The organism is Paraburkholderia sp. SIMBA_054, assembly GCF_046534875.1.
Taxonomy (GTDB): Bacteria; Pseudomonadota; Gammaproteobacteria; order Burkholderiales; family Burkholderiaceae; genus Paraburkholderia; species Paraburkholderia hospita.
Window position 1 is genome coordinate 1 of the sequence record NZ_JAWRXV010000080.1, and the last position, 21,182, is coordinate 21,182.

General features: G+C 61.6%; 20 protein-coding genes. 1 reads left to right on the forward strand and 19 read right to left on the reverse strand.

All coding sequences use genetic code 11. The features are described from left to right. Window positions 1–74 precede the first annotated feature (74 nt). The 15 genes from SB822_RS48435 to SB822_RS48505 form a co-directional block, all read right to left on the reverse strand. Window positions 75–644, reverse strand: a complete 570-nt coding sequence (locus SB822_RS48435; protein ID WP_410858084.1) for a fimbrial protein — start codon at window positions 642–644, stop codon at window positions 75–77. Window positions 645–1,094: 450 nt separating this feature from the next. After that, on the reverse strand, window positions 1,095–2,144 hold the full coding sequence (locus SB822_RS48440) for a fimbrial protein (protein WP_410858085.1): 1,050 nt from the start codon (window positions 2,142–2,144) through the stop codon (window positions 1,095–1,097). Between the two features lie 42 nt (window positions 2,145–2,186). Beyond that, window positions 2,187–4,799: a fimbria/pilus outer membrane usher protein gene (locus SB822_RS48445; protein WP_410858086.1), complete on the reverse strand. Its 2,613-nt coding sequence runs from the start codon at window positions 4,797–4,799 to the stop codon at window positions 2,187–2,189. Window positions 4,800–5,023: 224 nt separating this feature from the next. Then, entirely contained in the window at window positions 5,024–5,773 is a 750-nt protein-coding gene (locus SB822_RS48450; RefSeq protein ID WP_410858087.1) for a fimbria/pilus periplasmic chaperone, read from the reverse strand. Between the two features lie 69 nt (window positions 5,774–5,842). Continuing rightward, a complete protein-coding gene (locus SB822_RS48455) occupies window positions 5,843–6,403 on the reverse strand; it encodes a fimbrial protein (protein WP_007587695.1) in 561 nt (186 codons plus the stop codon). 860 nt (window positions 6,404–7,263) lie between these two features. Further along, window positions 7,264–8,685 (reverse strand): MFS transporter, encoded by a 1,422-nt coding sequence (locus SB822_RS48460; protein WP_410858088.1) that lies wholly within the window; start codon window positions 8,683–8,685, stop codon window positions 7,264–7,266. A gap of 89 nt (window positions 8,686–8,774) precedes the next feature. Next, window positions 8,775–10,214, reverse strand: a complete 1,440-nt coding sequence (locus tag SB822_RS48465) for an NAD-dependent succinate-semialdehyde dehydrogenase (protein ID WP_410858089.1) — start codon at window positions 10,212–10,214, stop codon at window positions 8,775–8,777. Then, complete coding sequence (locus tag SB822_RS48470; RefSeq protein WP_410858090.1) at window positions 10,211–11,257, reverse strand: aldo/keto reductase; 1,047 nt, start codon at window positions 11,255–11,257, stop codon at window positions 10,211–10,213. Before SB822_RS48470 ends, SB822_RS48465 begins: the two co-directional genes overlap by 4 nt. Window positions 11,258–11,522: 265 nt before the next feature. Further along, window positions 11,523–12,044, reverse strand: coding sequence for a formaldehyde-activating enzyme (gene fae, locus SB822_RS48475; RefSeq protein WP_007747950.1), 522 nt, complete (start codon window positions 12,042–12,044; stop codon window positions 11,523–11,525). Between the two features lie 570 nt (window positions 12,045–12,614). After that, complete coding sequence (locus tag SB822_RS48480) at window positions 12,615–12,908, reverse strand: H-NS family nucleoid-associated regulatory protein (RefSeq protein WP_007587702.1); 294 nt, start codon at window positions 12,906–12,908, stop codon at window positions 12,615–12,617. Between the two features lie 129 nt (window positions 12,909–13,037). Continuing rightward, entirely contained in the window at window positions 13,038–13,307 is a 270-nt protein-coding gene (locus tag SB822_RS48485; protein WP_410858091.1) for a hypothetical protein, read from the reverse strand. A 46-nt stretch (window positions 13,308–13,353) separates the two neighbouring features. Beyond that, window positions 13,354–13,557, reverse strand: coding sequence for a hypothetical protein (locus SB822_RS48490; protein ID WP_007587705.1), 204 nt, complete (start codon window positions 13,555–13,557; stop codon window positions 13,354–13,356). A 460-nt stretch (window positions 13,558–14,017) separates the two neighbouring features. Beyond that, window positions 14,018–14,296, reverse strand: coding sequence for a hypothetical protein (locus tag SB822_RS48495; protein ID WP_410858092.1), 279 nt, complete (start codon window positions 14,294–14,296; stop codon window positions 14,018–14,020). Window positions 14,297–14,370: 74 nt separating this feature from the next. Beyond that, window positions 14,371–14,952: a BON domain-containing protein gene (locus tag SB822_RS48500; RefSeq protein WP_410858093.1), complete on the reverse strand. Its 582-nt coding sequence runs from the start codon at window positions 14,950–14,952 to the stop codon at window positions 14,371–14,373. 75 nt (window positions 14,953–15,027) lie between these two features. After that, complete coding sequence (locus tag SB822_RS48505; RefSeq protein ID WP_114222046.1) at window positions 15,028–16,488, reverse strand: sigma-54 interaction domain-containing protein; 1,461 nt, start codon at window positions 16,486–16,488, stop codon at window positions 15,028–15,030. A gap of 401 nt (window positions 16,489–16,889) precedes the next feature. On the opposite strand from SB822_RS48505, the gene SB822_RS48510 reads away from it, so the two are divergent. Further along, entirely contained in the window at window positions 16,890–18,293 is a 1,404-nt protein-coding gene (locus tag SB822_RS48510) for a GntP family permease (protein ID WP_007587714.1), read from the forward strand. Between the two features lie 110 nt (window positions 18,294–18,403). Here the strand turns inward: SB822_RS48510 and SB822_RS48515 are convergent, their stop codons facing one another. The 4 genes from SB822_RS48515 to SB822_RS48530 all read right to left on the reverse strand — a co-directional run bounded on the left by SB822_RS48515 (window position 18,404) and on the right by SB822_RS48530 (window position 21,180). Further along, on the reverse strand, window positions 18,404–19,690 hold the full coding sequence (locus SB822_RS48515; RefSeq protein ID WP_410858094.1) for a DUF3443 domain-containing protein: 1,287 nt from the start codon (window positions 19,688–19,690) through the stop codon (window positions 18,404–18,406). Window positions 19,691–19,706: 16 nt separating this feature from the next. After that, window positions 19,707–20,174: a DUF2844 domain-containing protein gene (locus SB822_RS48520; protein WP_007736186.1), complete on the reverse strand. Its 468-nt coding sequence runs from the start codon at window positions 20,172–20,174 to the stop codon at window positions 19,707–19,709. A 449-nt stretch (window positions 20,175–20,623) separates the two neighbouring features. Then, entirely contained in the window at window positions 20,624–20,803 is a 180-nt protein-coding gene (locus tag SB822_RS48525) for a hypothetical protein (protein ID WP_410858095.1), read from the reverse strand. A gap of 137 nt (window positions 20,804–20,940) precedes the next feature. After that, complete coding sequence (locus tag SB822_RS48530) at window positions 20,941–21,180, reverse strand: DUF2442 domain-containing protein (RefSeq protein ID WP_007587719.1); 240 nt, start codon at window positions 21,178–21,180, stop codon at window positions 20,941–20,943. Window positions 21,181–21,182: the final 2 nt, after the last annotated feature.

Sequence of the window (21,182 nt, forward strand, 5' to 3'; positions counted from 1 at the left end):
TGGCATTTCATCGACACCTCGGTACCAGGGAAAAATCCAGGTTACCGAAATCCAAACAGTTTTACCAGGAACACTTACTGGTACTGCATTGTGTATTGGACCGACGTGGTGACGCTACCCGGCTGCGCCTTGCCCGTCGCGTAGTACTGCGCGAAGTAGTTCAGCATCGCCGCGCCGCCGGAGATCACCGCGCCGTTGGTAGCGGCGTCGTTGTTCGCGTTGGTCAGGATGTTGATCGGCTGCATCTTCGCGTTCATCAGGCGCACTTCAACGTTCTGCGCCGGCGAAGCGGATGCCTTGTTCAGCAGGTAGCCGCTGCTCTGATCGACGTTCGGGCCGTTTTCGAAGCGTGCGACTGCCTTCGTCGCCGTGCCCGAGCAGCCGCTCAGCGAAAGCTGGATGTCGCCGAGGTTCGACGTGCCGGCCGTCGCGCCAGCCGAGGACAGCGAACCGGCCTGGACGGTCGGCAGCGTCACCGACACATCGGCGGGCGAACCGGCTGCAACGCCGTTGATCGAGCAGGTCGTGTCCGACACTGCGCCGTTGATGGTGATCGTGCCGTCGGCGGCGTGCGCCTTCATCGACTGGAGGCTAACGATGCCCATTGCGACGATGACGACAGCGGGGATGATGCGCTTTTGCATGTTGATGCTCCTAAGGAGCTGATGAACGAATAAAGTCTGCTATGTAAAACCAGCGGCGCTTTCATCTCGTGATGCCGCACCGCTTTCGCTGATCGTTGCTGTCCGGTCCGTTACTTCGTTTGACCGCGTTGTCGCTCAGCACAGAAACAATCTTAAAATTCGCTCGCTTAGGAAGCTCTAGGACGACTCCCAAATTTATGAGATAGACGGCGCGTTTACCTTCCTGCGCAAAAGCATATGGGGCAACGCTCTAAAGACGTACATTCACTTTTTTGAGAAAAAGCGCGCTTTGACGAGACCGAATGGACCCATCTCGCCCGTCGCCCCCGTTTCTCAAAAATAGAATCAGCGGGCGCAAACAGAAAAAGCCCGAAACACCCTTCACGGGCACTTCGGGCTTCAACCGCCGAATGCGTTCCGAAAACGAGCGCCGCTACGACACGCTGATCGTCACTGATACGACATCGTGAATGTGGCCAGCGCATTCGCCGAGCCGGCGTTGAGATCGCCCGTGCGGACGTAGCGCACCTGAAACGGCACCGAAAGCGGCCCGCCTGACGTCGGTGTATCGGAAGCCACAAACTGATTGGTCGTGCCAGCCGTCGGCGAATCCGGACCAAAGCAGATCGTCTGGCCGCCGAATATGATCTGATAGCCGACGCCGCGCGCCGTCGAATCGGGTGCGAGCGACAGCGTGCAACTCCGGTTCGAAGGCGTCGTCGCGTCCGTCATTGTCATGGCGACGCGCACGCCCGGATCGCAATCGAGCGCTATTGCAAACGGTGTGGCACCCGACGTCGCACCCACTGAACCCAGTTGCCTGCGTGTCGCAACAGGCATTGGCACCTGAATCGCCGGTTGCCTGACCGAACACGCTGTATTGATGAACGAGCCGCTGGCCCCGGTGAAGTAAGTGCCCAGCGCCACTGTGCCGGACTGGTTATTTCTGGTCAGATTGGCCGTTACCGATGGAATAGTCGCCAGAGCGCCCGAATTGAACGGCCCCGTTTTGACGAACTGGGCGGCTACGTCGAGGTGGTAGTTGATGCGGCGACTTTTCGGGCTAGGAGGCTGGTGACACGTGACCTTGAGTGACCCTGAAATCGTCGCCGGCATCCCCCTGCACGATGTGCCAGCACCGTTGGAGACTGTGTACCGCACACCCACGCCGCCGATATTGGTCGGATAAACATCCCTGAATCCCGGCACCAGTCCGGACGGATTTATCGTGAAGGTGATGAAAATGTCGCGGTCGGCGCTCGGGTACCCGTCGCACTGAAAACCGACTGTCGTCGAGAAAGAGGAACTTGTGCTGCCTGTCGGCGCATCGCGTGGAAAGGGATTGGTACCTACGGCGGGCACGTACCCCCCATTTGTCAGCGCATAGCAATTCACGATCTGTGCGTTCGCCGCCTGGGCAGCCAGCATCACGCTCACCAGCATCGCCAGCTGAAGCAAACGCCCGAACCAGCGTCCGTTACCTCGACTCATCGCTGTCATGTTCATCTCGTCCTAGTCCTGATATGCAAGCTGTGGTTAGGCTCATTTCGCCGGCGTTTGCACGCCCGGCTCCGTTGCCGCCGCCGGGACCGGCAGGCAATGCGCTTCAAGCGACGCGTAACCCATCTTCGCCTTGCCGCCTTCCTTGCGCGCCGGCAGCGCGTAATCGATGCGGCATTGCTCACTCGTCGCGATGCCCCACTTCACGATCAGCGTTCCCTTGTCGTACAGATCGCGCGTGAAGATGCGGCTGTCCTGTCCCACCACGCCTACGCTCTGCCCTTTCTCGTTTTGCACCTCGGCGCCGAAGGGCAGCGCCTTGCCACCGGCGCGCGGTGCGCGAATCAGCGCGGCGCGGCCGGTGTCGGTCTGGTACTTGAACAGCACAACCGATCCAAGACGCGGTGCCGCGCTCTCCGATGTCGACTCGAATTCGACATCCATCGACGTGCCCTTCGGATCGATATCCACCGTGTTCATCGCATACGGCGTGAGGTACGGCACGATCGCGTAGCCGTCGCCGTCGATCTTCGCGCCCGTCGCGCCCGGCAAACTCGCGCCTTGCGCGCCCTTCGCCTCGACGATGCCGAACGTCTCGCCCACCGTCTGCGAGAACGTGATGCCGCCGCGATGCGCGACGATCGAGCCGCTCGCGCCCGCCGACACCTGCGACGAATGCGAGCCGCCGCTCGCCGACGCCGTCAGCTGCGCGTACGGTCCGCGATACGTGCCGCTCGCGCCGCCGTTCCCGCTGACGCCCGTCGCCGATGCGTCGTTCGCCGTGCCGTAGACGTTGTACGAGTACTGGTTGCCGTCGCCCGCGGTGCCGCTCATGCTCGCCTGCAGGCTGGACGTGTCATCGTTGCGGTTATAGGTCGCGGAAAGCATCGGTGCGTGCCGCGACTTGCCGAGCGGAATCGTCGTGGTCAGCATGATCTGGTTCGACGGCTCGCCGTACGCGTTCTGGGTGCGCCCCAACGTCACGCTATAGGTGCCGAACCGGTAACTGTTCGAATACCCGGCCTGATAGAAGGTGTCGCGTCCGCCGCGATTCCAGTAGTCCTGCGCCGTGACGTTCAGGAACAGCGAGCCGTATTGCGCAAGGTTCTGGCTGATCGTCAGCTGGAACTGGCCGCGCGTGCGGTCGGCAGGATTGCCCACCGATCCATGCCCGACGTAATCGCGCAACCGCGCGGCGTCGGTGAGACTGAGATAGCCGGAACTCGAATAGCGATAGGCGCCGAGCGCAAAGTTGGTCTCCGTCGCATCGACAAACTTGCTGTAGCTGATATGCAGGCTGTTGCCTTGCATCGGTGTCTGGCCCGGCACCTGTGTGCGCGCCAACGTGACGTCGCCCGCGACCGCGCCCACGGGCGTATTCAGCGCGACGCCGAAGTTGGCGGCCAGATAGCCGTCCGCCGCAACGGCGCCGCCATAGAGCGTGACGAGATTCGTCAGGCCCCGCTGCAACGTCAGTTGTGCAAAGACAGGCTTGGTCTGCAGCGATGCATCGCGAAGCTGACCGGCCGTCAAGGCGAAACGCGTAATGCCCGGCCGCAGCAATTGCGCGACCGACGCATACGGCACAGTGAAAAACTTCTGGCGGCCGTCGGCTTCCGTCACGGTCACATCGAGGTTGCCGCCATAGCCCGTCGGGTAGAGATCCCTGATCTCGAACGGTCCGGGCGGCACCACTGTTTCGTAGATGGTCTGGCCGTTCTGGCTGATGTTGACACGCGCATTCGATTCGGCCGTGCCGCGCACGACAGGCGCATAGCCGCGCAGCGATTCCGGCAGCATGCGGTCGTCGGTGGCAATCTGCGCGCCGCGAAACGCGACGCTGTTGAACACGTCGCCGGTGGTAAAGGCTTCGCCCAACACGACCTGCGAGCGCAGCTTCGTCACGTCATGCTGAAGATAGGTCGCAATGTCGTCGAACTGGGTAGTCTGTCCCGTCATCGCCGTTACGGACGACTGATGCCGGAAATGCCAGCCGCCCACATTCACGCCGACATTCAGTCCGAGATAGCCCTGCGTCGTGCGCGTGCCGTTGTTGCTCGACTGATAGACGTTCGCGTTGTAGCTGAGGAAGCCGGCATTCACGCCGTTCTCCCACAACTCGGGCGGCACGTAGCCGCGCGCCCTGCTGCGCATGTACTTCTGCGGAACCGTGAGCGCGAGCTTTTGCTCGGCAAAGTCGAAATCGACCGTGGCTTGCGGCACGACGGCGCTCACGTCGACACATTCGTTCGCGGCCGGCGGCGTCGCGCTATCTTTGGTCGCAACGATGCGCGAGAAATCGACGCCCCACTTTTCCAGCATCATGCGCGTCACACAAGCGCGTGCGCTCTGACCTTCGCCCGCCGGCACGAAGCGTACGTTCTCATGCGCCGTGCGCGCGTCGTTGATCCAGATGTCGACGTAATAGCTGCCCGGCGCGATCACGTTGCCGCGCGAAAAGCGCGAAACATCGACCCTCGATCCCGATTGAAGGAACGTCGAGTCGAATTCGACGGGATTCGCCGGATCGGCCGCCATCGCGCGGTCGGCATACAGCCCGGCGATGATCGCGAACACGGGCGGAACCAGTGCGGCAACAGGGCGCAACGTCCGTGGACCGGTCATCGGCGAATCGGGGTGGCGAAAGCATGTCATGTCGGGAACTCATCGCGTGCACGAAGCTCGCGGCATGTATGGCGGTTTGACGAAAGCGAAGTCCTGCATGACGCGATCGCCCCCCCGCGGATAGCCGCTTCAACGAAAGTGCGCGGCACACGCGCGCAACGACCCACCGTGCGCGAAAGCGCACGTCGTCACGTTCGATAGACCGGAAATAGAACGCGGCCGAAACGGCCGCACATGGCGCTACAGCAAGCTGCTCACGGACGGATGACCGCGTCGCCCTCGATCGCACCGCCAAAGTCGTTGATGGCGATGTAGTGAATCTGGCCCGACTGAACCCCTTCCATCTTCGGGATGACAAAGGTCTCCCTACCGTGCGGCACGACCATGCCGCCCGCGTCGTACTCATAGCGATGGCCGTTTGCCGTCACCATGACCTTGCTGAACGACACGTGGTAGGCCGTCGGATTCGACAGGAGGAGTGCTTGCCCCTTGCCCTCTTCGGCCGGCACGACTTTCCATTCGATCTGACGCGGCGCGTCGTCCGGCGTATCCGGCAATTTCGGAGGGCGCGCGAAGAGCTTGATTCGCGTGCGGTAGGCGAGTTGCAGCGTGTTGACATCCGGCTTTGGCACGGCCTTCGGCGGAATATCGAGCACGTTGAGCCAGAAGACCGATTCCCGGTCCTGCGGCAGCGCATCGCCGCTGTAGATGATGCGCAAGGTCTGCGACCGGCCCGCGTTCATGCGGAAAATGGGCGGCGTGATCACGAACGGCGTCTTGCTGTCGTCGATCTTCGCGTTGCTGTCGCCGCTGTCGAGCCATACCTGGACCAGCGACGGATTGCGACTGTCGTTGGTCAGCTTGACTGTCACTTCCCGCTGATCGAGCGGATAGACAACGCGTGTGCCGCCAATCGTCACGCTAGCGTGCGCGGCGCCCGCGGCCATGACGGCCGCCAGCAGAACGGTCTGCCATCGGCAGTTCAGTCTCCGTTTCATCAACATGTCGCGCGTGCTCCGTGCAATGCGAAAAGATCGGGGCATGCACGCAAGCGCACGCCCCACTTCAATTGGTTACTGATACTGCATCGTGTATTGAATCGACGTGTTCACGTTACCCGGCTGCGCTTTGCCCGTTGCGTAGTACTGCGCGAAATAGTTCAGCGTGGCCGCACCGCCCGTGATCGTCGCGCCGTTGGTGGCGAGCGTGTTGTTGCCGCCCGTCAGGATGTTGATCGGTTGCGTATTCGCGTTCAGCAGACGCACCTGCACGTTTTGCGCCGGCGAAGCCGATGCCTGATTCGTCAGATAACCGCTGCTCTGATCCACGGTCGGGCCATTCTCGAAGCGCGCGACCGCCTTCGTGGCTGCGCCCGAACAACCGCTCAGCATCAGACGGATATCGCCGAGATTCGACATGCCGGCCGTCGCGCCGGCGGCTGCCAGCGAGCCAGCCTGCACGGTCGGCAAGACCACCGCGACGTCGGCGGCCGTACCGCTCGCCGTGCTATTGATCGAGCAGGTGGTATCCGTGACGGAACCTGTGATCGTGATCGTGCCGTCGGCCGCGTGGGCTGCCGTGGACAGGAATGCCATCAGACCGATAGCGGCCGTGGACAAGATGCGTTTTTGCATGCTGATGCTCCTAAAGTGCTTGCCAATAAAAATGCTTTCCGATGCTTCGCTGCTCATTCCCGTCATGTCCCGCCCTCTGAGGCATGGCCTCTTGCCGTATCGGCGTATATCGAATCGTGAGAAGCGACCCGAATGAAAGTGGAAGGACGACACACCTGCGAACCAGTGGAGAACTACGCTAAACGCAAACGTTTGCATCGCCAATCAAGTGAAAGCGAAATGTAACATTGACGACTGAACGCCTTGAATGACGAATGTCAACGGTCCTATTTCCTGATAATTACCTTAGGTGAACAAGTCGCATAGCGAGTTGCGGACGTAATATTTGGCGGACTCAATGTACTTATATAGCGGCAATTGAACTCAAACGCCCTCGGCGCCAGTTCATTCGCGGTCGAACCGATTGCTGCGTTCACGGGTATCGAAATGGTGCCGGCGTCCAAAACCTTTGCCGACGCGGCGCCTGGTCATGTGGTTCAAACAAGAAAACTGATTGGACAGCAAACGTATGTGTCGTTGAGCGTTGATAAAACTTATCATCGTCAAATAGTGGCTTTGAATGACGAAGATCAATGGTCTTATTTTTTTGAGATCCAATTGTGTAGGGGATTGGGAAAGCTTTTTGATTTCATATTAGAGACGCGAATAAAAACGCCTAAAGCGTTTAGAAGTGACACTTCAGGCTTTGCACGAACTTATAAATGCGCTATGCACTGCGGCATCCCGTCGACGCATAACGTGTGCTCATTGCTACCGACAGGACAAATAGAGAATCGGCAGGCTCAAATAGAAAAGCCCGAAGCACCCTTAACGGGCGCTTCGGGCTTCAACCGAAGAATGCGTTGTAGATGCGCGTTTCGCTAAGCGCCGCTCGCCTGATTCAACGTCAGATGCTTCGTCTCCGGCGCCCACGCAATCGAAACAATCATCCCGACCAGCAACACCGCGGACAGCGCGAGCATCGTCGAGTGAAAGCCGAGTTGCGCGATGCCGAGCGGCAGCAGGAACGTGCCGACGGCCGAACCCAGACGGCTGCACGCAATGGCGAGTCCGACGCCGCAGGCGCGCACTTCCGTCGGAAAGCACTCGGGCGGAAACACGCCGACGAGATTCGAGAACGCCGACATCGTCAGCGTGAACACCGCGAACGCGACGATCATCCACAGCGCCGCCGATTCCGGCAGCACGCTCAGCGCAAGCAGCGACAGGCACGTCACCGCGAACGAGCCGATCAGGAACGCGCGGCGCGACAGCACGATCGTCAACCAGATGCCGAGCAGCGCGCCGACCACGAGAAAGCCGTTGAGCAGGAAATCCGCGCCGGAGCCGTTGTCGAGATGAATCGCCTTGAGGATCGACGGCAGGAACGTGTAGATCGCGAAGTACGGAATCACGAGGCACACGAAGAATGCGCAGTTGAAGATCGTGCGGCGGATCAGGTCCGGCTTGAACAGACGCGCAAAACCACCGTGAGCGCCTTGAGCACCGTGCGCATGGTCGTCATGCGCGCCTTCGATCGTCACGTTCGGGCCGAAGTATTTCAGCACGATGGCCTGCGCTTCCGCGATGCGTCCCTTGCCGTGCAGCCAGCGCGGCGATTCCGGCGTGCCGATCCGCATGACCAGCACCGCGAGCGCGGGCACGCCTGCGGACGCCAACAGCCAGCGCCACGCATCGGGCGAAGAATCCGCATAACACAGGCCGAGCACGTTCGCGACCACATAGCCGATTGTCCAGATCACGCTGAACGAGCCGAGCAGCGTGCCGCGATGCTTGCGTGGCGAGAACTCCGCGAGAATCGCGTGACCGACGGCGAAATCGCCGCCCATGCCAAAGCCGATCAGCACACGCAGCGCGCACAGCATCGCTGGCGACGACACGTAGAACTGCGCGAACGCAGCCAGCGTGATGATCAGAAAGCTCAGCAGGAAAATGCGCTGACGGCCCATGCGGTCCGACAGCCAGCCAAACACCAGGCTGCCAACGAAAATGCCCATCAGCGCGGAGCTGCCGATCATGCCTTGCCAGAACGCATCGAGCGGCATCTGCTTGTTGAGCGACGCGAGCGCATAGCCGATCGTGCCGAGCGCGAAGCCTTCCGTGAAGTGCGCGCCGAACGTCAGCCCGGCGATCTTGATGTGAAAGCCGTTCAGCGGCACATCGTCGAGCGAGACGGTGTTGCGATTCGTGTGTTGCGAGGGTTTGGATTGGGCCGGCGCTGAAACGCGCGGGGACGGGGATGCGGGGCCGGACGGCCGCGCAAGCAGGTCTTGATCGCTCAAGATGTCTCCTTGTTATCGCGTCCCGTGGTGCGCGCCGGGACGCGTACTTCCTTGCCTTCCGCCGCGCGTGGCGGACGAAGCACTGACGACTAGCGGCCCAGACCGCCCATCATCATGTACTTCAGTTCGACGTATTCATCCATGCCGTACTTCGAGCCTTCACGGCCGAGGCCCGACTGCTTGACGCCGCCGAACGGCGCGACTTCCGTCGAGATGATGCCTTCGTTGATGCCGACCATGCCGCTTTCCAGCGCATCCGCGACGCGCCATGCACGCCCCAGATCGCGCGTGTAGAAGTACGCGGACAAACCGAACGGCGTGTCGTTCGCGGCCTTGACCGCTTCGTCTTCCGTCTTGAAGCGGAAGCACGCGGCCACCGGGCCGAAGGTTTCTTCTTCGGCGATCAGCATCGGTTGCGTCGCGTCGACCAGCACCGTCGGCTCGTAGAACGTGCCGCCCAGCGCGTGACGCTTGCCGCCCGTCAGCGCCTTCGCGCCGTGTTGGAACGCGTCGGCGACATGCGCCTCGACTTTCATCAGCGCAGCTTCGTTGATCAGCGGACCTTGCTCGACCTCGCCCTTCAGCGCATCGCCGACGCGCATCTTCTTCACGGCTTCCGTCAGCGCTTTGGTGAACGCATCGTAGATGCCATCCTGAACGTAGAAGCGGTTCACGCACACACAGGTCTGCCCGGTGTTGCGGAACTTCGACGCCATCGCGCCCTGAACGGCGGCCTCGATATCGGCATCGTCGAACACGATGAACGGCGCGTTGCCGCCCAGTTCCAGCGACAGCTTCTTCAGCGTATCCGCCGACTGCTTGGCGAGCAGCTTGCCGACCCGCGTCGAGCCCGTGAACGACAGCTTGCGCACGACAGGCGACTCCGTCAGCGCGCCGCCGATCGCCACGGCATCGCCCGACACGATGTTGAACACGCCCGCCGGAATACCCGCGCGCTCGGCGAGCACGGCCAGCGCGAACGCGGACAGCGGCGTCTCTTCGGAAGGCTTCAGGACCATCGTGCAACCGGCTGCAATCGCGGGGCCGGCCTTGCGCGTGATCATCGCGAGCGGGAAATTCCACGGCGTGATCGCCGCGACCACGCCAATCGGCTCACGCGTGACGATGATCTTCGAATCGGGCTTCGGGCTCGGAATCACGTCGCCGTAGCTGCGCTTCGCTTCTTCGGCGAACCATTCGAAGAAGCTCGCCGCGTAGCCGACTTCGCCCTTCGCTTCGGCGAGCGGCTTGCCTTGCTCGCGCGTCAGCAGTTCGGCAAGTGCGTCGCGATGTTCGAGCATCAGCTCGCCCCAACGCTTCACGCGTGCGCCGCGTTCCTTCGCGGTCAGCGCGCGCCAGGCGGGGAACGCGCGCTCGGCGGCGTCGATGGCTTGCGCCGTTTCCTGCGCGCCGCCCTTTGCGACGTTGGCGATTACCTCGCCTGTCGCCGGATTGCGAACGGGATACGTGTTCGCGTTTTCGTACCACTCACCGTTGATGTAGTGGCCTGTGCGGAGAAATTCACTCATGCTGCTTTATCCAGATTGCTTGCCACGTCGGCGAATGCGCCTTGTGCGGCGCGTGCTTCGCGCGCGATGCGCTTGCCTGCCGTGTAGTCGTTGATCAGATCGCACGGCGTGTAGTTGCGCTCCAGCTCGTGCAGTTCTTCCGCTTCGAGCTTCGTGCCCAGCGCGGCCAGCGCGCTGTCGAACTGCGCCGGCGTATCCGCGCCGACCAGCATGCTCGAGATGCCTTCACGTTGCAGCACCCACGCCTGCGCGATCTGCGCCGCGGAGACACCACGCTTCGCCGCCACGCGCGCCACCGATGCCGCGATCTCGCGCGACGCCGTGTCGCCGTACATCTGCGCGGTGAAGAAGTCGGTCTGATTGCGCGTCGATTGCGCGTCGCTCGTCAGAAGACCGCGAGCGAGCGGGCTGAACACCGACACGCCCACGCCCTGATCCTGGCAATACGGAATCATTTCGCGCTCTTCCTCGCGATACGCGAGGTTCAGTTGCAGCTGCATGTTGATCGGCTTGTGCCAGCCGTTGCGCTCGCACACCTGCATGATCTTCGCGAACTGCCACGTATACATCGTCGACACGCCGATGTAGCGCGCCTTGCCTGCGCGCACGATGTCGTTCATCGCGGCCATCGTTTCTTCGACGGGCGTGTTCACGTCGAAGTAATGCAGCATGAAGATATCGACGTAGTCCATGCCCAGACGCGACAGCGAACCGTCGATACCGTCCATGATGTGCTTGCGCGAATGGCCGCCCGCGTTCTGGTACGTGCCCATGTCATAGCCGACCTTGGTCGTCACGACGATCTCTTCGCGGCGCGCGAGGCGCTTCAGGATGCGACCGACCACTTCTTCGCCGACGCCCGTCGAGTAGAAGTCGGCGAGGTCGATGAAGTTGACGCCGGCTTCGAGCGCGTGACGCACGATCGGCTCGCTTTGCGCTTCATCGAAAATCCACGGCTTCCATTGCGGCGTGCCCATGTTCATCGTGCCGAGGCACAGACGCGAAACCTTCAGGCCCGACTGGCCGAGGCGAATGTATTCCATGCTTGTCTCCTGTCGACCCACGTTAGCGCTTTAGCGCTTACGTGGGTCCCATGCCAAGTCGATCAGAGTAAGCGCTTCAGCGCCTACTCTGATCCCTTGGCGAGTCGGCCCACGTTGGCGCTTTAGCGCCTACGTGGGCCCCATGCCAGCTCGATCAGCGTTAGCGCTTCAGCGCTTACTCTGATCCCTTGGCGAGTCGACCCACGTTGGCGCTTTAGCGCTTACGTGGGCCCCATGCCCGCTAGGGCGTAGTGAATGCGAAGGCTTAGCGCTGCTTCGGCGTATAGAACGGGTTCGATACTTCGCGCGCGGCGGCGAACACTTCTTCCTTGTGCGGCAGGCCTTTCATCGCCGCGAGAATCGCGTTCTTGCATGCGCGGTAGTTGTTTTCGAACACGGCGTCGAGATCGTCGGTCTTCGGGTTGACCCAGTTCGCCGACACAACGACCCAGTCGTTCTCCGCTTCGGGCGGCAGCGTGCCGTTCTCCAGCGACTCGGCAACCGCCTTCGCGATGCCCGCCTGCGATGCGCCCCACGTCGCGTTGCCGTGGAAGTCGCCTTCGATCTGCGCCTTGTTCACATACAACGTCAGCGGCTTGGTCGGCACGCCCGGACGCGCGATCACGACGAACGGCGCGTGACCGGCGGACGGCGTCGACAGTGCGGTGGCGAACGCCTGGCCAGCGGGGCCGTTGCGCGGACCGACCAGCACGTTGATGTGCGCGAGGTTCACGCCCGGGCCTTCGAATCCTTCGCCGATATACAGTTGCTTTTCAGTGGTGCTCATCTGTCCAGTTCCATCAGGTTGAGTGGGATGCGCTGATTGTGCTGACCGAAAAGCAGGACGATGAAGCGATGTTTTTTGATCCGGGGTATGAGGCGGACTCAACTCCGGGTTTCCACTGAGTCGTGGCCGCTGACGCAAAAACGCTGAGGTGAGGGTTTTCGGGAGGCAGGAAAATCAGCCGCGAATCACGCCTTAAGCAAGGGCGCGGCGTTCTTAAGAAACGCGTCAGCAAGGCACGCTAAAAACGCGTCGGCGCTCCGCGCGGAATGCCGCAAACCCTTTACACATAAGGCTTTCACGACGAACGCCGCAATCATAAGAACGCACTTGCCGCAACGCCGTCAAGCGAATCGCAGGCAAGCGATAGCGAATCCGGCGCGCCGCTTCGAACGGGCAGCGCCAGTTAAAGGTGAGAGTTTTCGGGACTCCCGCGACGGTGCGCTTAGCGGCTGCGCTTTCGCTCACTGTACGGTTCACCGGTCAAAGACCGGCACCGCTGCGGGATGAGAAAAACAGGAAGGAAGAGCAAGCGCACTTATCGGCTAACGGCGACGCGCGCTTGCGCCAGTCTCATTCGTCGATGAGAAACTTGTCGCGGTTCTTACCCGCGAGCCAACCCGGCGCACGGCCACGACCGCTCCAGGTTTCGCCCGTCTTGGGGTTGTGGTATTTCGGAGGCAGCGCAGCTTTGCGCCCCGCCGCGCGCACCTTGCTTGAGAAGCCAAGCTCCTCAGCGGTGATGCCGTATTCGGCGATCTTCTGTTTGATGTCAGCGATCGCCTGAGTCACTTCCTGTTCACGTGCCTGTTCCATCTCCTTCTGAAGCTTTTCGAGTTGGGCGGTCAGCTGTCTGTATGTGGCCATCTGGCGAAGTCTCCTTGCAAAGCTGTACGGCAACTCAGACCGTACCAGACCTAAAAAGTGCCGGATAGCAGTGTAGTGCTGTCAGAGATCCACGAGCACTGCGCACCGTCAACAAACGTGCGATCAGATTCACGACGGGATCGCTGAATCAGCGGGTGCCGAAGGCGCCTGGCCATCCGAACGATTCGATCGACAGGCCGGGACCGAAGGCTTGCCTCGACCATTGAACGTGTCCGATGGAAGGTATACGAAGCGGGTCGCGCGCGCATCGAAGCGACTGATCCCGCCGTTGCGCCATGCGAGCGTCACGACGCGAGCCACTTCGCCGCGGTCGACATCGCCTTGCATCGCATCTGTCAAACGCGCGAGACGCGCGTCCGGGAATCCTGCTCTGTCCATGAACGAGTCCTGTGGGCAAGGCCGGGCGCGCGCGAGTTGGCGGCGCTCAGCGCTTGTAACGAACTTCGAGTGCGTGCAACGCGTCGATGAGCCGCTGGACGCGCTTGATCTGAGACGGCACCAGCGTGGCAACCAACACCGATTCGATGCGGCTGCGCCAGTATGACAGCGGAATGCCGTCGGCAGCGGAGATGCGCGAGATGACATGTTCCAGGTGCTCAATATCCTTTTCTATCTGCTCGTGATTCATTGCCTTCCCCGTCGTCCCTCGCAAGGCGCCATCGGTTAGCACGAAATGTGCCGCGGGAAATCGACTGCCGCTCTCTCAATGTCGTTGTATTGCCTGCACACGCTTCCCGGAATCGGATGGACAGCGCATGTCCCTGCCGCGCGACCTCATCCGCTATCAGAAATCTATACGAGGATATCGATGTGTTCCGTTGGGCGGCGCACGGAATCGCCTCGCGCGATGCGCCAGCGCAACGCTCGCGGGCCGCGCAAAGCCATGATGACCAGTGGTTGTTCAGAGCGGTCCAGAAATCCGCCGATGCATGCTTCGATCTGTGCGAATGCTGCAACGAAGATGCAGCGGTTCAGGTCGATGCAAGTGCATCGACCGCGACATGCAGCGGGCGATATATCGGCGTGACGTGCTTCAGGAAGTTAGCGGGCCGCAAGCGCGGCCCGGCATGGTATGGCGGCAGTGCTGCTTACTTTCCGCGGCAGGCGTACAGCAGGCTGCGCCCGCCGTTTTCGGTCGTCGCGCGTATCGTGTCGAACGCGCCGCCACACATCGCTTGCGCCTGCTGCTCGCAGTTGTCGGAGCCGGCGGGGCATTGAACGAGCGTGGTGGGCCGGCCATCCGGCGCGAAGAGCGGCGGCGCGCTGCTGCACGCGGCGAGCGCGCCCGTCATCGCGACGACGACAGGAAGCGCCGCGCTGCGAACCCAATGAATGACGCGCGCCGTGGATGTTTGACTGCGTTTCATGGAAAACCCCGTTGGCCACTTGTTTTTCGACGAACGCGATTGTGCCATGGCCGCCTTGCGTTGCGTTTATCGCGTTATTGAGTCTGTGGCTTCGGTTGCGTTGTCGGTTGCGCTGTCGGCTCCGTTATCGGCTGTCTGTCGGGTTCCGCAAGCGTCTTGTAGGGCATCGGTCCATGCGTGCTCGCTGCGAGGCGCATGAACACCTGCTCGACGTCGGGAATCGCTTCGAGCTGCTGCTGCAACGCGTGCCTGTCGAACGATGCGGGCGCGCAGCCTTCCGCATAGACGAAGCGGCGCTGCACCGTGATCCACACGCTCGTGCCGTCGAATGCATGCGGGTTCGTGAAGCGCGCCTGAATCGCGCTGGCGATATCCGCGTCGTACAGATAGGAGTTCGGCTTCGTGCATTTGTGCGCAAGCCAGCAGGTCGTGCCTCGCTCCACGCGATAGTGCGCATCGTCTTCCATCTGCGCGTGCGTCATCATCGGACCGAGCGGCACGGGGCAATCGGCGATCGCATGCGAAAGCGTGAAGAACGGATCGTTGTACCAGTTGCGCCGTTCACCTGGCGCCGCCGATGACGCCTCTTGCGCATGCAGCACATTGCAAGCGGCGCTCGCGATAACCAGCACGATCCAAACGATCCAGCGTGTCATGGCCAGGTCTCTCCTCTGGGTTTGCCTAGCTGCCAGCAGCATGATCGTACTGCGCAGCGGCACGCCCGGCGACCTTCACACTTCGATGCCGTACGCAGCGATCTTCTTATACAGCGTCGCGCGCCCCATGCCGATACGCGCGGCCGCTTCCGTGACGCGTCCTTCGCACGCGCGCAACGCTTCGTCGATAAACCGCTTTTCGAACGCGGCCATCGCGTCCGCCCATTGTTGCGGCTGCGCTGCGTCCGATGCCCTGGCAGCCGTTGTCTGCACGGGTACGGGCGCATCGAACGTGGCCTGTCCGCGCACCGGCCCAATGAACGGCGCAAGCGCGCGCGCATCGATGCGCTCGCTGTCCGACAACATCACCGCGCGCTCCAGCGTGTTGTGCAGCTCGCGCACATTGCCTGGCCAGCCGTACGAGCACAACAGCCGCAACGCGTCGTCCTGCAGTTCGAAGTGACCGCCAGGCACCTGCGTCGACAGATCTTCGAGGATCGTATAGGCGAGCGCCTCGATATCCGTTTGGCGCTCGCGCAGCGGCGGCGCATGAATGGTGAGCACGTTGAGGCGATAGAACAGGTCCGGGCGGAAGCGCCCCGCGGCAACGAGCGCGGGCAGATCGGCCGAAGTCGCCGCGATGATCCGCACGTCGGCGCGCACGATCCGGTTCGACCCGAGCGGCTCGAACTCACGATCCTGTAACACGCGCAACAGCTTGCCTTGCAGCGGCAAAGGCATATCGCCGATTTCATCGAGGAACAGCGTACCGCCATCGGCGAGTTCGAACTTGCCGACACGTCCTTTGCGGTCCGCGCCCGTGTACGCACCCGCCGCCGCGCCGAAGAACTCGACTTCGAGCAGCGCATCGGGAATCGCCGCGACGTTGACGGTGACGAGCGGCTTGGTCGAGCGCGCGGATGCGCCGTGGATCGCATGCGCGAGCAGTTCCTTGCCGGTGCCCGTTTCGCCGAGCAGCAGCACGGGCGAATCGACTTGCGACGCGCGCCGCGCCTGGCGCTTCACTTCGAGACTGGCCGCACTCGTGCCCACGAAGCTCGCGAACGTGTACTTCGCGCGGCGCGCCTGCGCGAGCGACTGGCGCGTCGCGATCAGTTCCTGTTGTACGCGCGAGTAGTGGGAGAAGAGCGGCGTGAGCGCCTTCATCTCGTCGAAGAGAGCGAAGCCGACGGCGCCGACCGTCTTGCCCGCGTCGTCCTTCAACGGCAGACGCGTGACGACGAGCGGCTCGCGGTCGGTTTCGAGAATGTCGAGCAGGATCGGCTTGCCTGTCATCACGACTTCGCGCATCAGGCTATTCGGGATCACGGCTTCGCAATCGCGGCCGATCGCCTGTTGCGGATCGGCAAAACCAAAGCGTGCCGCGTAGCGTTTATTGATCCACACGACGCGCGCATCGGCATCGACGATGAAGGTGCCTTCGCTGAAGTTCTCGAACGTGCGGAAGAGCGAGTCCATCGCGCGGCGCAGGACTTCGCTGTAGGTCGCGGGCAGGCCCGACCAGTCGTTCATCATATTGTCGCTGTCTCCTGTCGATCATGGTTAGCGCTTTAGCGCTTACTGTGATCCCATGCAAAGCTGTCGATCATGGTTAGCGCTTTAGCGCTTACTCTGATCCATGCAAAGCTGATAATTTTTGTATTGTCTCAATTTGCGGACTGATTATCTCACGTACGAGACCTGCAACAACCCCGCTGATTAAGGTATGCTTCGCCGAATCGAACTCGACAGACTGCAATTTGTCTCCATCTGGAGACAAATTTGTACAATCGTTCGAATCGTCGCGCGGCTCTTTTCGCCGCCCGGGCCGCAGAAGCCCGGCTGACGGGCATGGCACGGAACCTGCAATATCAGGCGCCTGCCGCCGCGCCCTGTTGCGCGCGTCCACGTAGAACAACCAAGCATTGGAGACTCAATTGGCTTTTGTCATCGTCCTCGCCGCCCTGGCGTTCCTGATGTTCGCCGCCTATCGCGGCTACAGCGTCATTCTCGTCGCGCCGATCGCCGCGCTCGGCGCGGTGCTGCTAGTCGATCCCGCCGCCGTCGCGCCCGTGTTCTCGGGCATCTTCATGGAGAAGATGGTCGTCTTCGTGAAGCTGTACTTCCCTGTGTTCCTGCTCGGCGCGGTGTTCGGCAAGGTAATCGAACTGTCGGGTTTCGCCGCGTCGATCGTGCACTCGGCGATCCGTTATATCGGCCGCTCGCGGGCGAATGCGGTGATCGTCGCCGTGTGCGCGCTGCTGACCTACGGCGGCGTCTCGCTGTTCGTCGTCGTGTTCGCGGTGTATCCGTTCGCTGCGGAACTGTATCGCCAGAGCAATATTCCGAAGCGTCTGATGCCGGGCGCGATCGCGCTGGGCGCGTTCTCGTTCACGATGGATTCGCTGCCGGGCACGCCGCAGATCCAGAACATCATCCCGACCACATTCTTCAAGACGACGGCATGGGCCGCGCCCGGCCTCGGCATCGCCGGTTCGCTTTTCATCCTCGTCGTGGGCCTGTCGTTCCTCGAATGGCGCCGCCGCTCGGCGATGGCGAAGGGCGAAGGCTACGGCACGTCGCTGCTGAACGAGCCGGAGAAGATGGAAACCGACAAGCTGCCGCATCCGCTGCTGGCGATTGCGCCGCTGGTTCTGGTCGGCGTCGCGAACTTCGTGCTCACGCGCATGATTCCCGAATGGTACGGCGCGACCTACACCGTTTCGCCCGACGTGCTGCCCGGTAACCACGGCCCGGCCGTGACGGCGACGATCAAGTCGCTGGTCGCGATCTGGTCGGTGGAAGGCGCGTTGCTGCTCGGCATTCTGCTCGTCGTCATCACGGCGTTTGGCAGCGTGAAGGAGCGTTTCGCTTCGGGCACGAAGGCGGCGGTCGGCGGCGCGTTGCTCGCGTCGCTCAACACCGCGTCGGAGTATGGCTTTGGCGGTGTGATCGCGGCACTGCCCGGCTTCATCGTGGTCAGCGATGCGCTCAAGAGCATTCCGAATCCGCTCGTGAATGCGGCCGTGTCGGTGAGCTCGCTGGCGGGTATCACGGGTTCCGCATCGGGCGGCATGAGCATCGCGCTCGCGGCGATGTCGGATCTGTTCATCAAGGGCGCCGACGCTGCGCATATTCCGATGGACGTGCTGCATCGCGTGGTCGCGATGGCGAGCGGCGGCATGGATACGCTGCCGCACAACGGCGCGGTGATTACGCTGCTGGCCGTGACGGGCCTCACGCACCGCGAGTCGTATCGCGACATCTTTGCCGTGACGATCATCAAGACGCTGGCTGTGTTCTTCGTGATCGGGCTCTACTACGCGACGGGGCTGGTTTAAGTAGGCTGCTGTACCAGACGCAAAAGGGGGCGCACTGCGCCCCCTTTTTTATTGCACTCCACTCACGCACAACCGATCAATGAAACCCGCGTGAGCAGCGTCACGCACGTTCAGCTCGACACGTACGCGACATAAGGCCCAGCACCCGCCGACGACGCCGGCTGACCCGAAATGCCGTAGTACATATGCCGACCGTAGAAGAACGGCATGCCGATGTCGAGCGCATTGAACATCGAAACGCCCAGGTTATTGAACGCGTAGTTGCCGGAATTGATCAGCGTGACGCCGTTGCTGACGTTGAACTTGACGGTTGCCGTGGCGGAATTGGCCGCCGTGAAGACAGCCGACATTCCCGTCGGCGCGGCCGGCGTGTAGAAGCCGTTCGATGCCTTGGTCAGCGCCGTGCTCTGGAAGTACAGACCGCTCGATCCTGAATCGAAGAATGCCGTCTTGCTGTACGTGCGTCCTTCGAACACAGCATCCATATCTCCCGCGATAGTAGTCGGCAAGATGGTCGCGTTGGTGCCGCTCAGCGCATTGTTCGATTGCGTGTCGATGCCGAAGACGAGCGTTCCCGTTGCCGTTGCAGCACCCGTATCGGGCACTTGCGCCATCTCGACGATCACGCCGTTGTTGTCGGTCGCGAACTTCGTCACGGGGTTGGTCACCTGATTGGGGATCGTCACCTGCGCCGGCGTGCAGCTCGAACCCGTACACACGTAGTAAGCACCCGCGACGAGGCTGTTCTGACAGTTGGCGCCGCAATCGTTCGGCGACGTGCCGATACCGAGAATGCCGTTCGCGCCGAGCGCCGTGGGCGTCGTCATGTTGGTGCCGACAAGGCAACCGTTGACGCCCGTCGGAATGGTCGCGGCCAGCGACGGATCGGCGATCACCTGGATCGGCACGTTCTGCGCAATTTCGCTCGACAGGCTCACGTCTGCCGCACGCACCGTGCCCCATGTATTGCCCGAGCCGAACGACTCGCATTCCGCAACGGCCTGGGCGCCTTGCGTCTGCGGCGTCAACAGGTTCAACGTCGATGTCGGAATGGCGGAAGCGAACAAACGCAGGCCGAACGATTCGGTGTCGACTAGAACGTTGTCGATAACCGAGCAGTTCAACGCGGCGTTAGTGCTCGGCGCGCAAACCTTCACGCTCACCATCGGGAAGTTCCGCACGCTGCTGAACGACGAAACGACGATAGGCACCGTATTCGCCGAGCCCGACGACACGGGCGTCGCCGTCGGATCGGCGAACGCGGTGCTCACTGCCGCGGGCGTCGACGTGCCGGACGCGCTGCTGGTCGAGGTGTTCGACGAACCCCCGCCTCCGCCGCATCCAGCCAGCGCCACACACATGCCGCTGACGGCAAGAATCCATTTCAATGCACGCATTTTCAGTCCCCTCGCCTTATTGGATATCGTCGCTGCTCACGCCAGCGGGAAGACCCGTCGGCAACCACGCACGTCCGACGTACGCGCCCATATGGCCGCCCGTCTGGACTACGACATCCGAACGCTGCACCGTCGCGGGACCGAATGCGCTGCCCTGCTGCGCATGCTGCTGATTGACGGTGTCGAGGTAGCCCGCAAAGTAGCTGCCCAGCAGCGAGCTGAGATCCGGCATGTGAGGGCCGTGCCAGGACACGGCGAAGACCACGCCCGATTGACCGACGTACTCGCGCACCAGCGTGCCGTCGGTGAGCGTCGCTTCGCTGACGGTGTAGGGCACGGCCGTTGCGCTCAGGCGCATGACAGCCTGAGTGGAGCTTGTGGTCGTTGTTGCGGTGTAGGTGGGAGACGAGCCAAGCGCCGCGTGAGCGGAAAGGCAGTTGGCTAATGCGGCTGCTGCCAACAGGCATTGCAAACGTAACTTCATTCAAGTCCTCGGTTTATTTTTTCTTCGATTGAAGCCAATCCCCGTTCGCTCACGACATGCGAGCGATTTGATATTTTGCTTCCATCGCATCTTTAAAGGCACTACTACCACTCAGATCTTCATTCATGCTTTTTGCATTTATCCCGCATTGGCTAAAGCATGATGGAGATCAAACTCTGTTAACGGTATGAGGGTTTTAAACTGAAGGGAGATGCGGGAGAAAAGCCGGGTTCGCTTGCAATATCTGCATTGCAAAATGAGCGGTAATTTCAAACAGACAGCAGAATGAAATGAATAGAAAGATTAAATTAATCTTTCGGACACTGGACTGTCGCCATGCAATGCGGCTTTAGAGATGCTTTATCCGTACGAGGAAATGGTTTGAGAAGCGCGCGCAAACAACAACGGCGCGCTGCCCGAAAGCAAGCGCGCCGTTTTATTCGTTCTTGTTAGAGAGCCTGAACCGACGGACCATCATGTGTCGTCGATTCGACGACGATGTCTCCCCGATCATGTTCGACCTTCGCATTGCGATTCAGCTCGGCGCCAACCTCGCGCGTGCCTGAAGCCGATACAGATTCCGTCATGGTGTCCAGGGAAGGCGTGAGATAAATAACGACAGATCGCACAAAAACTCCGTTTGGCACCAAGCGGCCATTTTAACGCATGCGGCCGGGGCCGCCCGCGTTTGTGCGATCGGCAGACGAACGAAATCCGGACGACGCCGGGCGGCGCCGTCCTCATGCATCGACGGAAAGCGCCGTCTCTAGTGGCGCATCGACTCCGGCAGCGACAGCAGCAACGCAGTCACATCCATGTCCTCGTCGAGTTCAGGCCAGATCAGTTGCTGCTTGTCGATCGAAATGGCGAAGTGTTCGCGCTCCGCTTCGGTTGCCGCAGCGAGCGTGGGAAACCAGTTGAGTGGAAACTCGACGGCGCGGCCGTCGGACAGATCGAGAAACAGGTGTGCACTATCGAAATGCACATCGACGGCATCGGCACGCATGA

Coding starts and splice junctions, on each gene's coding strand:
- SB822_RS48435 (WP_410858084.1), bottom strand. CDS start 644: ATGCAAAAGCGCATCATCCCCGCTGTCGTCATCGTCGCAATGGGCATC.
- SB822_RS48440 (WP_410858085.1), bottom strand. CDS start 2,144: ATGACAGCGATGAGTCGAGGTAACGGACGCTGGTTCGGGCGTTTGCTT.
- SB822_RS48445 (WP_410858086.1), bottom strand. CDS start 4,799: ATGACATGCTTTCGCCACCCCGATTCGCCGATGACCGGTCCACGGACG.
- SB822_RS48450 (WP_410858087.1), bottom strand. CDS start 5,773: ATGTTGATGAAACGGAGACTGAACTGCCGATGGCAGACCGTTCTGCTG.
- SB822_RS48455 (WP_007587695.1), bottom strand. CDS start 6,403: ATGCAAAAACGCATCTTGTCCACGGCCGCTATCGGTCTGATGGCATTC.
- SB822_RS48465 (WP_410858089.1), bottom strand. CDS start 10,214: ATGAGTGAATTTCTCCGCACAGGCCACTACATCAACGGTGAGTGGTAC.
- SB822_RS48470 (WP_410858090.1), bottom strand. CDS start 11,257: ATGGAATACATTCGCCTCGGCCAGTCGGGCCTGAAGGTTTCGCGTCTG.
- fae (WP_007747950.1), bottom strand. CDS start 12,044: ATGAGCACCACTGAAAAGCAACTGTATATCGGCGAAGGATTCGAAGGC.
- SB822_RS48480 (WP_007587702.1), bottom strand. CDS start 12,908: ATGGCCACATACAGACAGCTGACCGCCCAACTCGAAAAGCTTCAGAAG.
- SB822_RS48485 (WP_410858091.1), bottom strand. CDS start 13,307: ATGGACAGAGCAGGATTCCCGGACGCGCGTCTCGCGCGTTTGACAGAT.
- SB822_RS48490 (WP_007587705.1), bottom strand. CDS start 13,557: ATGAATCACGAGCAGATAGAAAAGGATATTGAGCACCTGGAACATGTC.
- SB822_RS48495 (WP_410858092.1), bottom strand. CDS start 14,296: ATGAAACGCAGTCAAACATCCACGGCGCGCGTCATTCATTGGGTTCGC.
- SB822_RS48500 (WP_410858093.1), bottom strand. CDS start 14,952: ATGACACGCTGGATCGTTTGGATCGTGCTGGTTATCGCGAGCGCCGCT.
- SB822_RS48505 (WP_114222046.1), bottom strand. CDS start 16,488: ATGATGAACGACTGGTCGGGCCTGCCCGCGACCTACAGCGAAGTCCTG.
- SB822_RS48515 (WP_410858094.1), bottom strand. CDS start 19,690: ATGCGTGCATTGAAATGGATTCTTGCCGTCAGCGGCATGTGTGTGGCG.
- SB822_RS48520 (WP_007736186.1), bottom strand. CDS start 20,174: ATGAAGTTACGTTTGCAATGCCTGTTGGCAGCAGCCGCATTAGCCAAC.
- SB822_RS48530 (WP_007587719.1), bottom strand. CDS start 21,180: ATGCGTGCCGATGCCGTCGATGTGCATTTCGATAGTGCACACCTGTTT.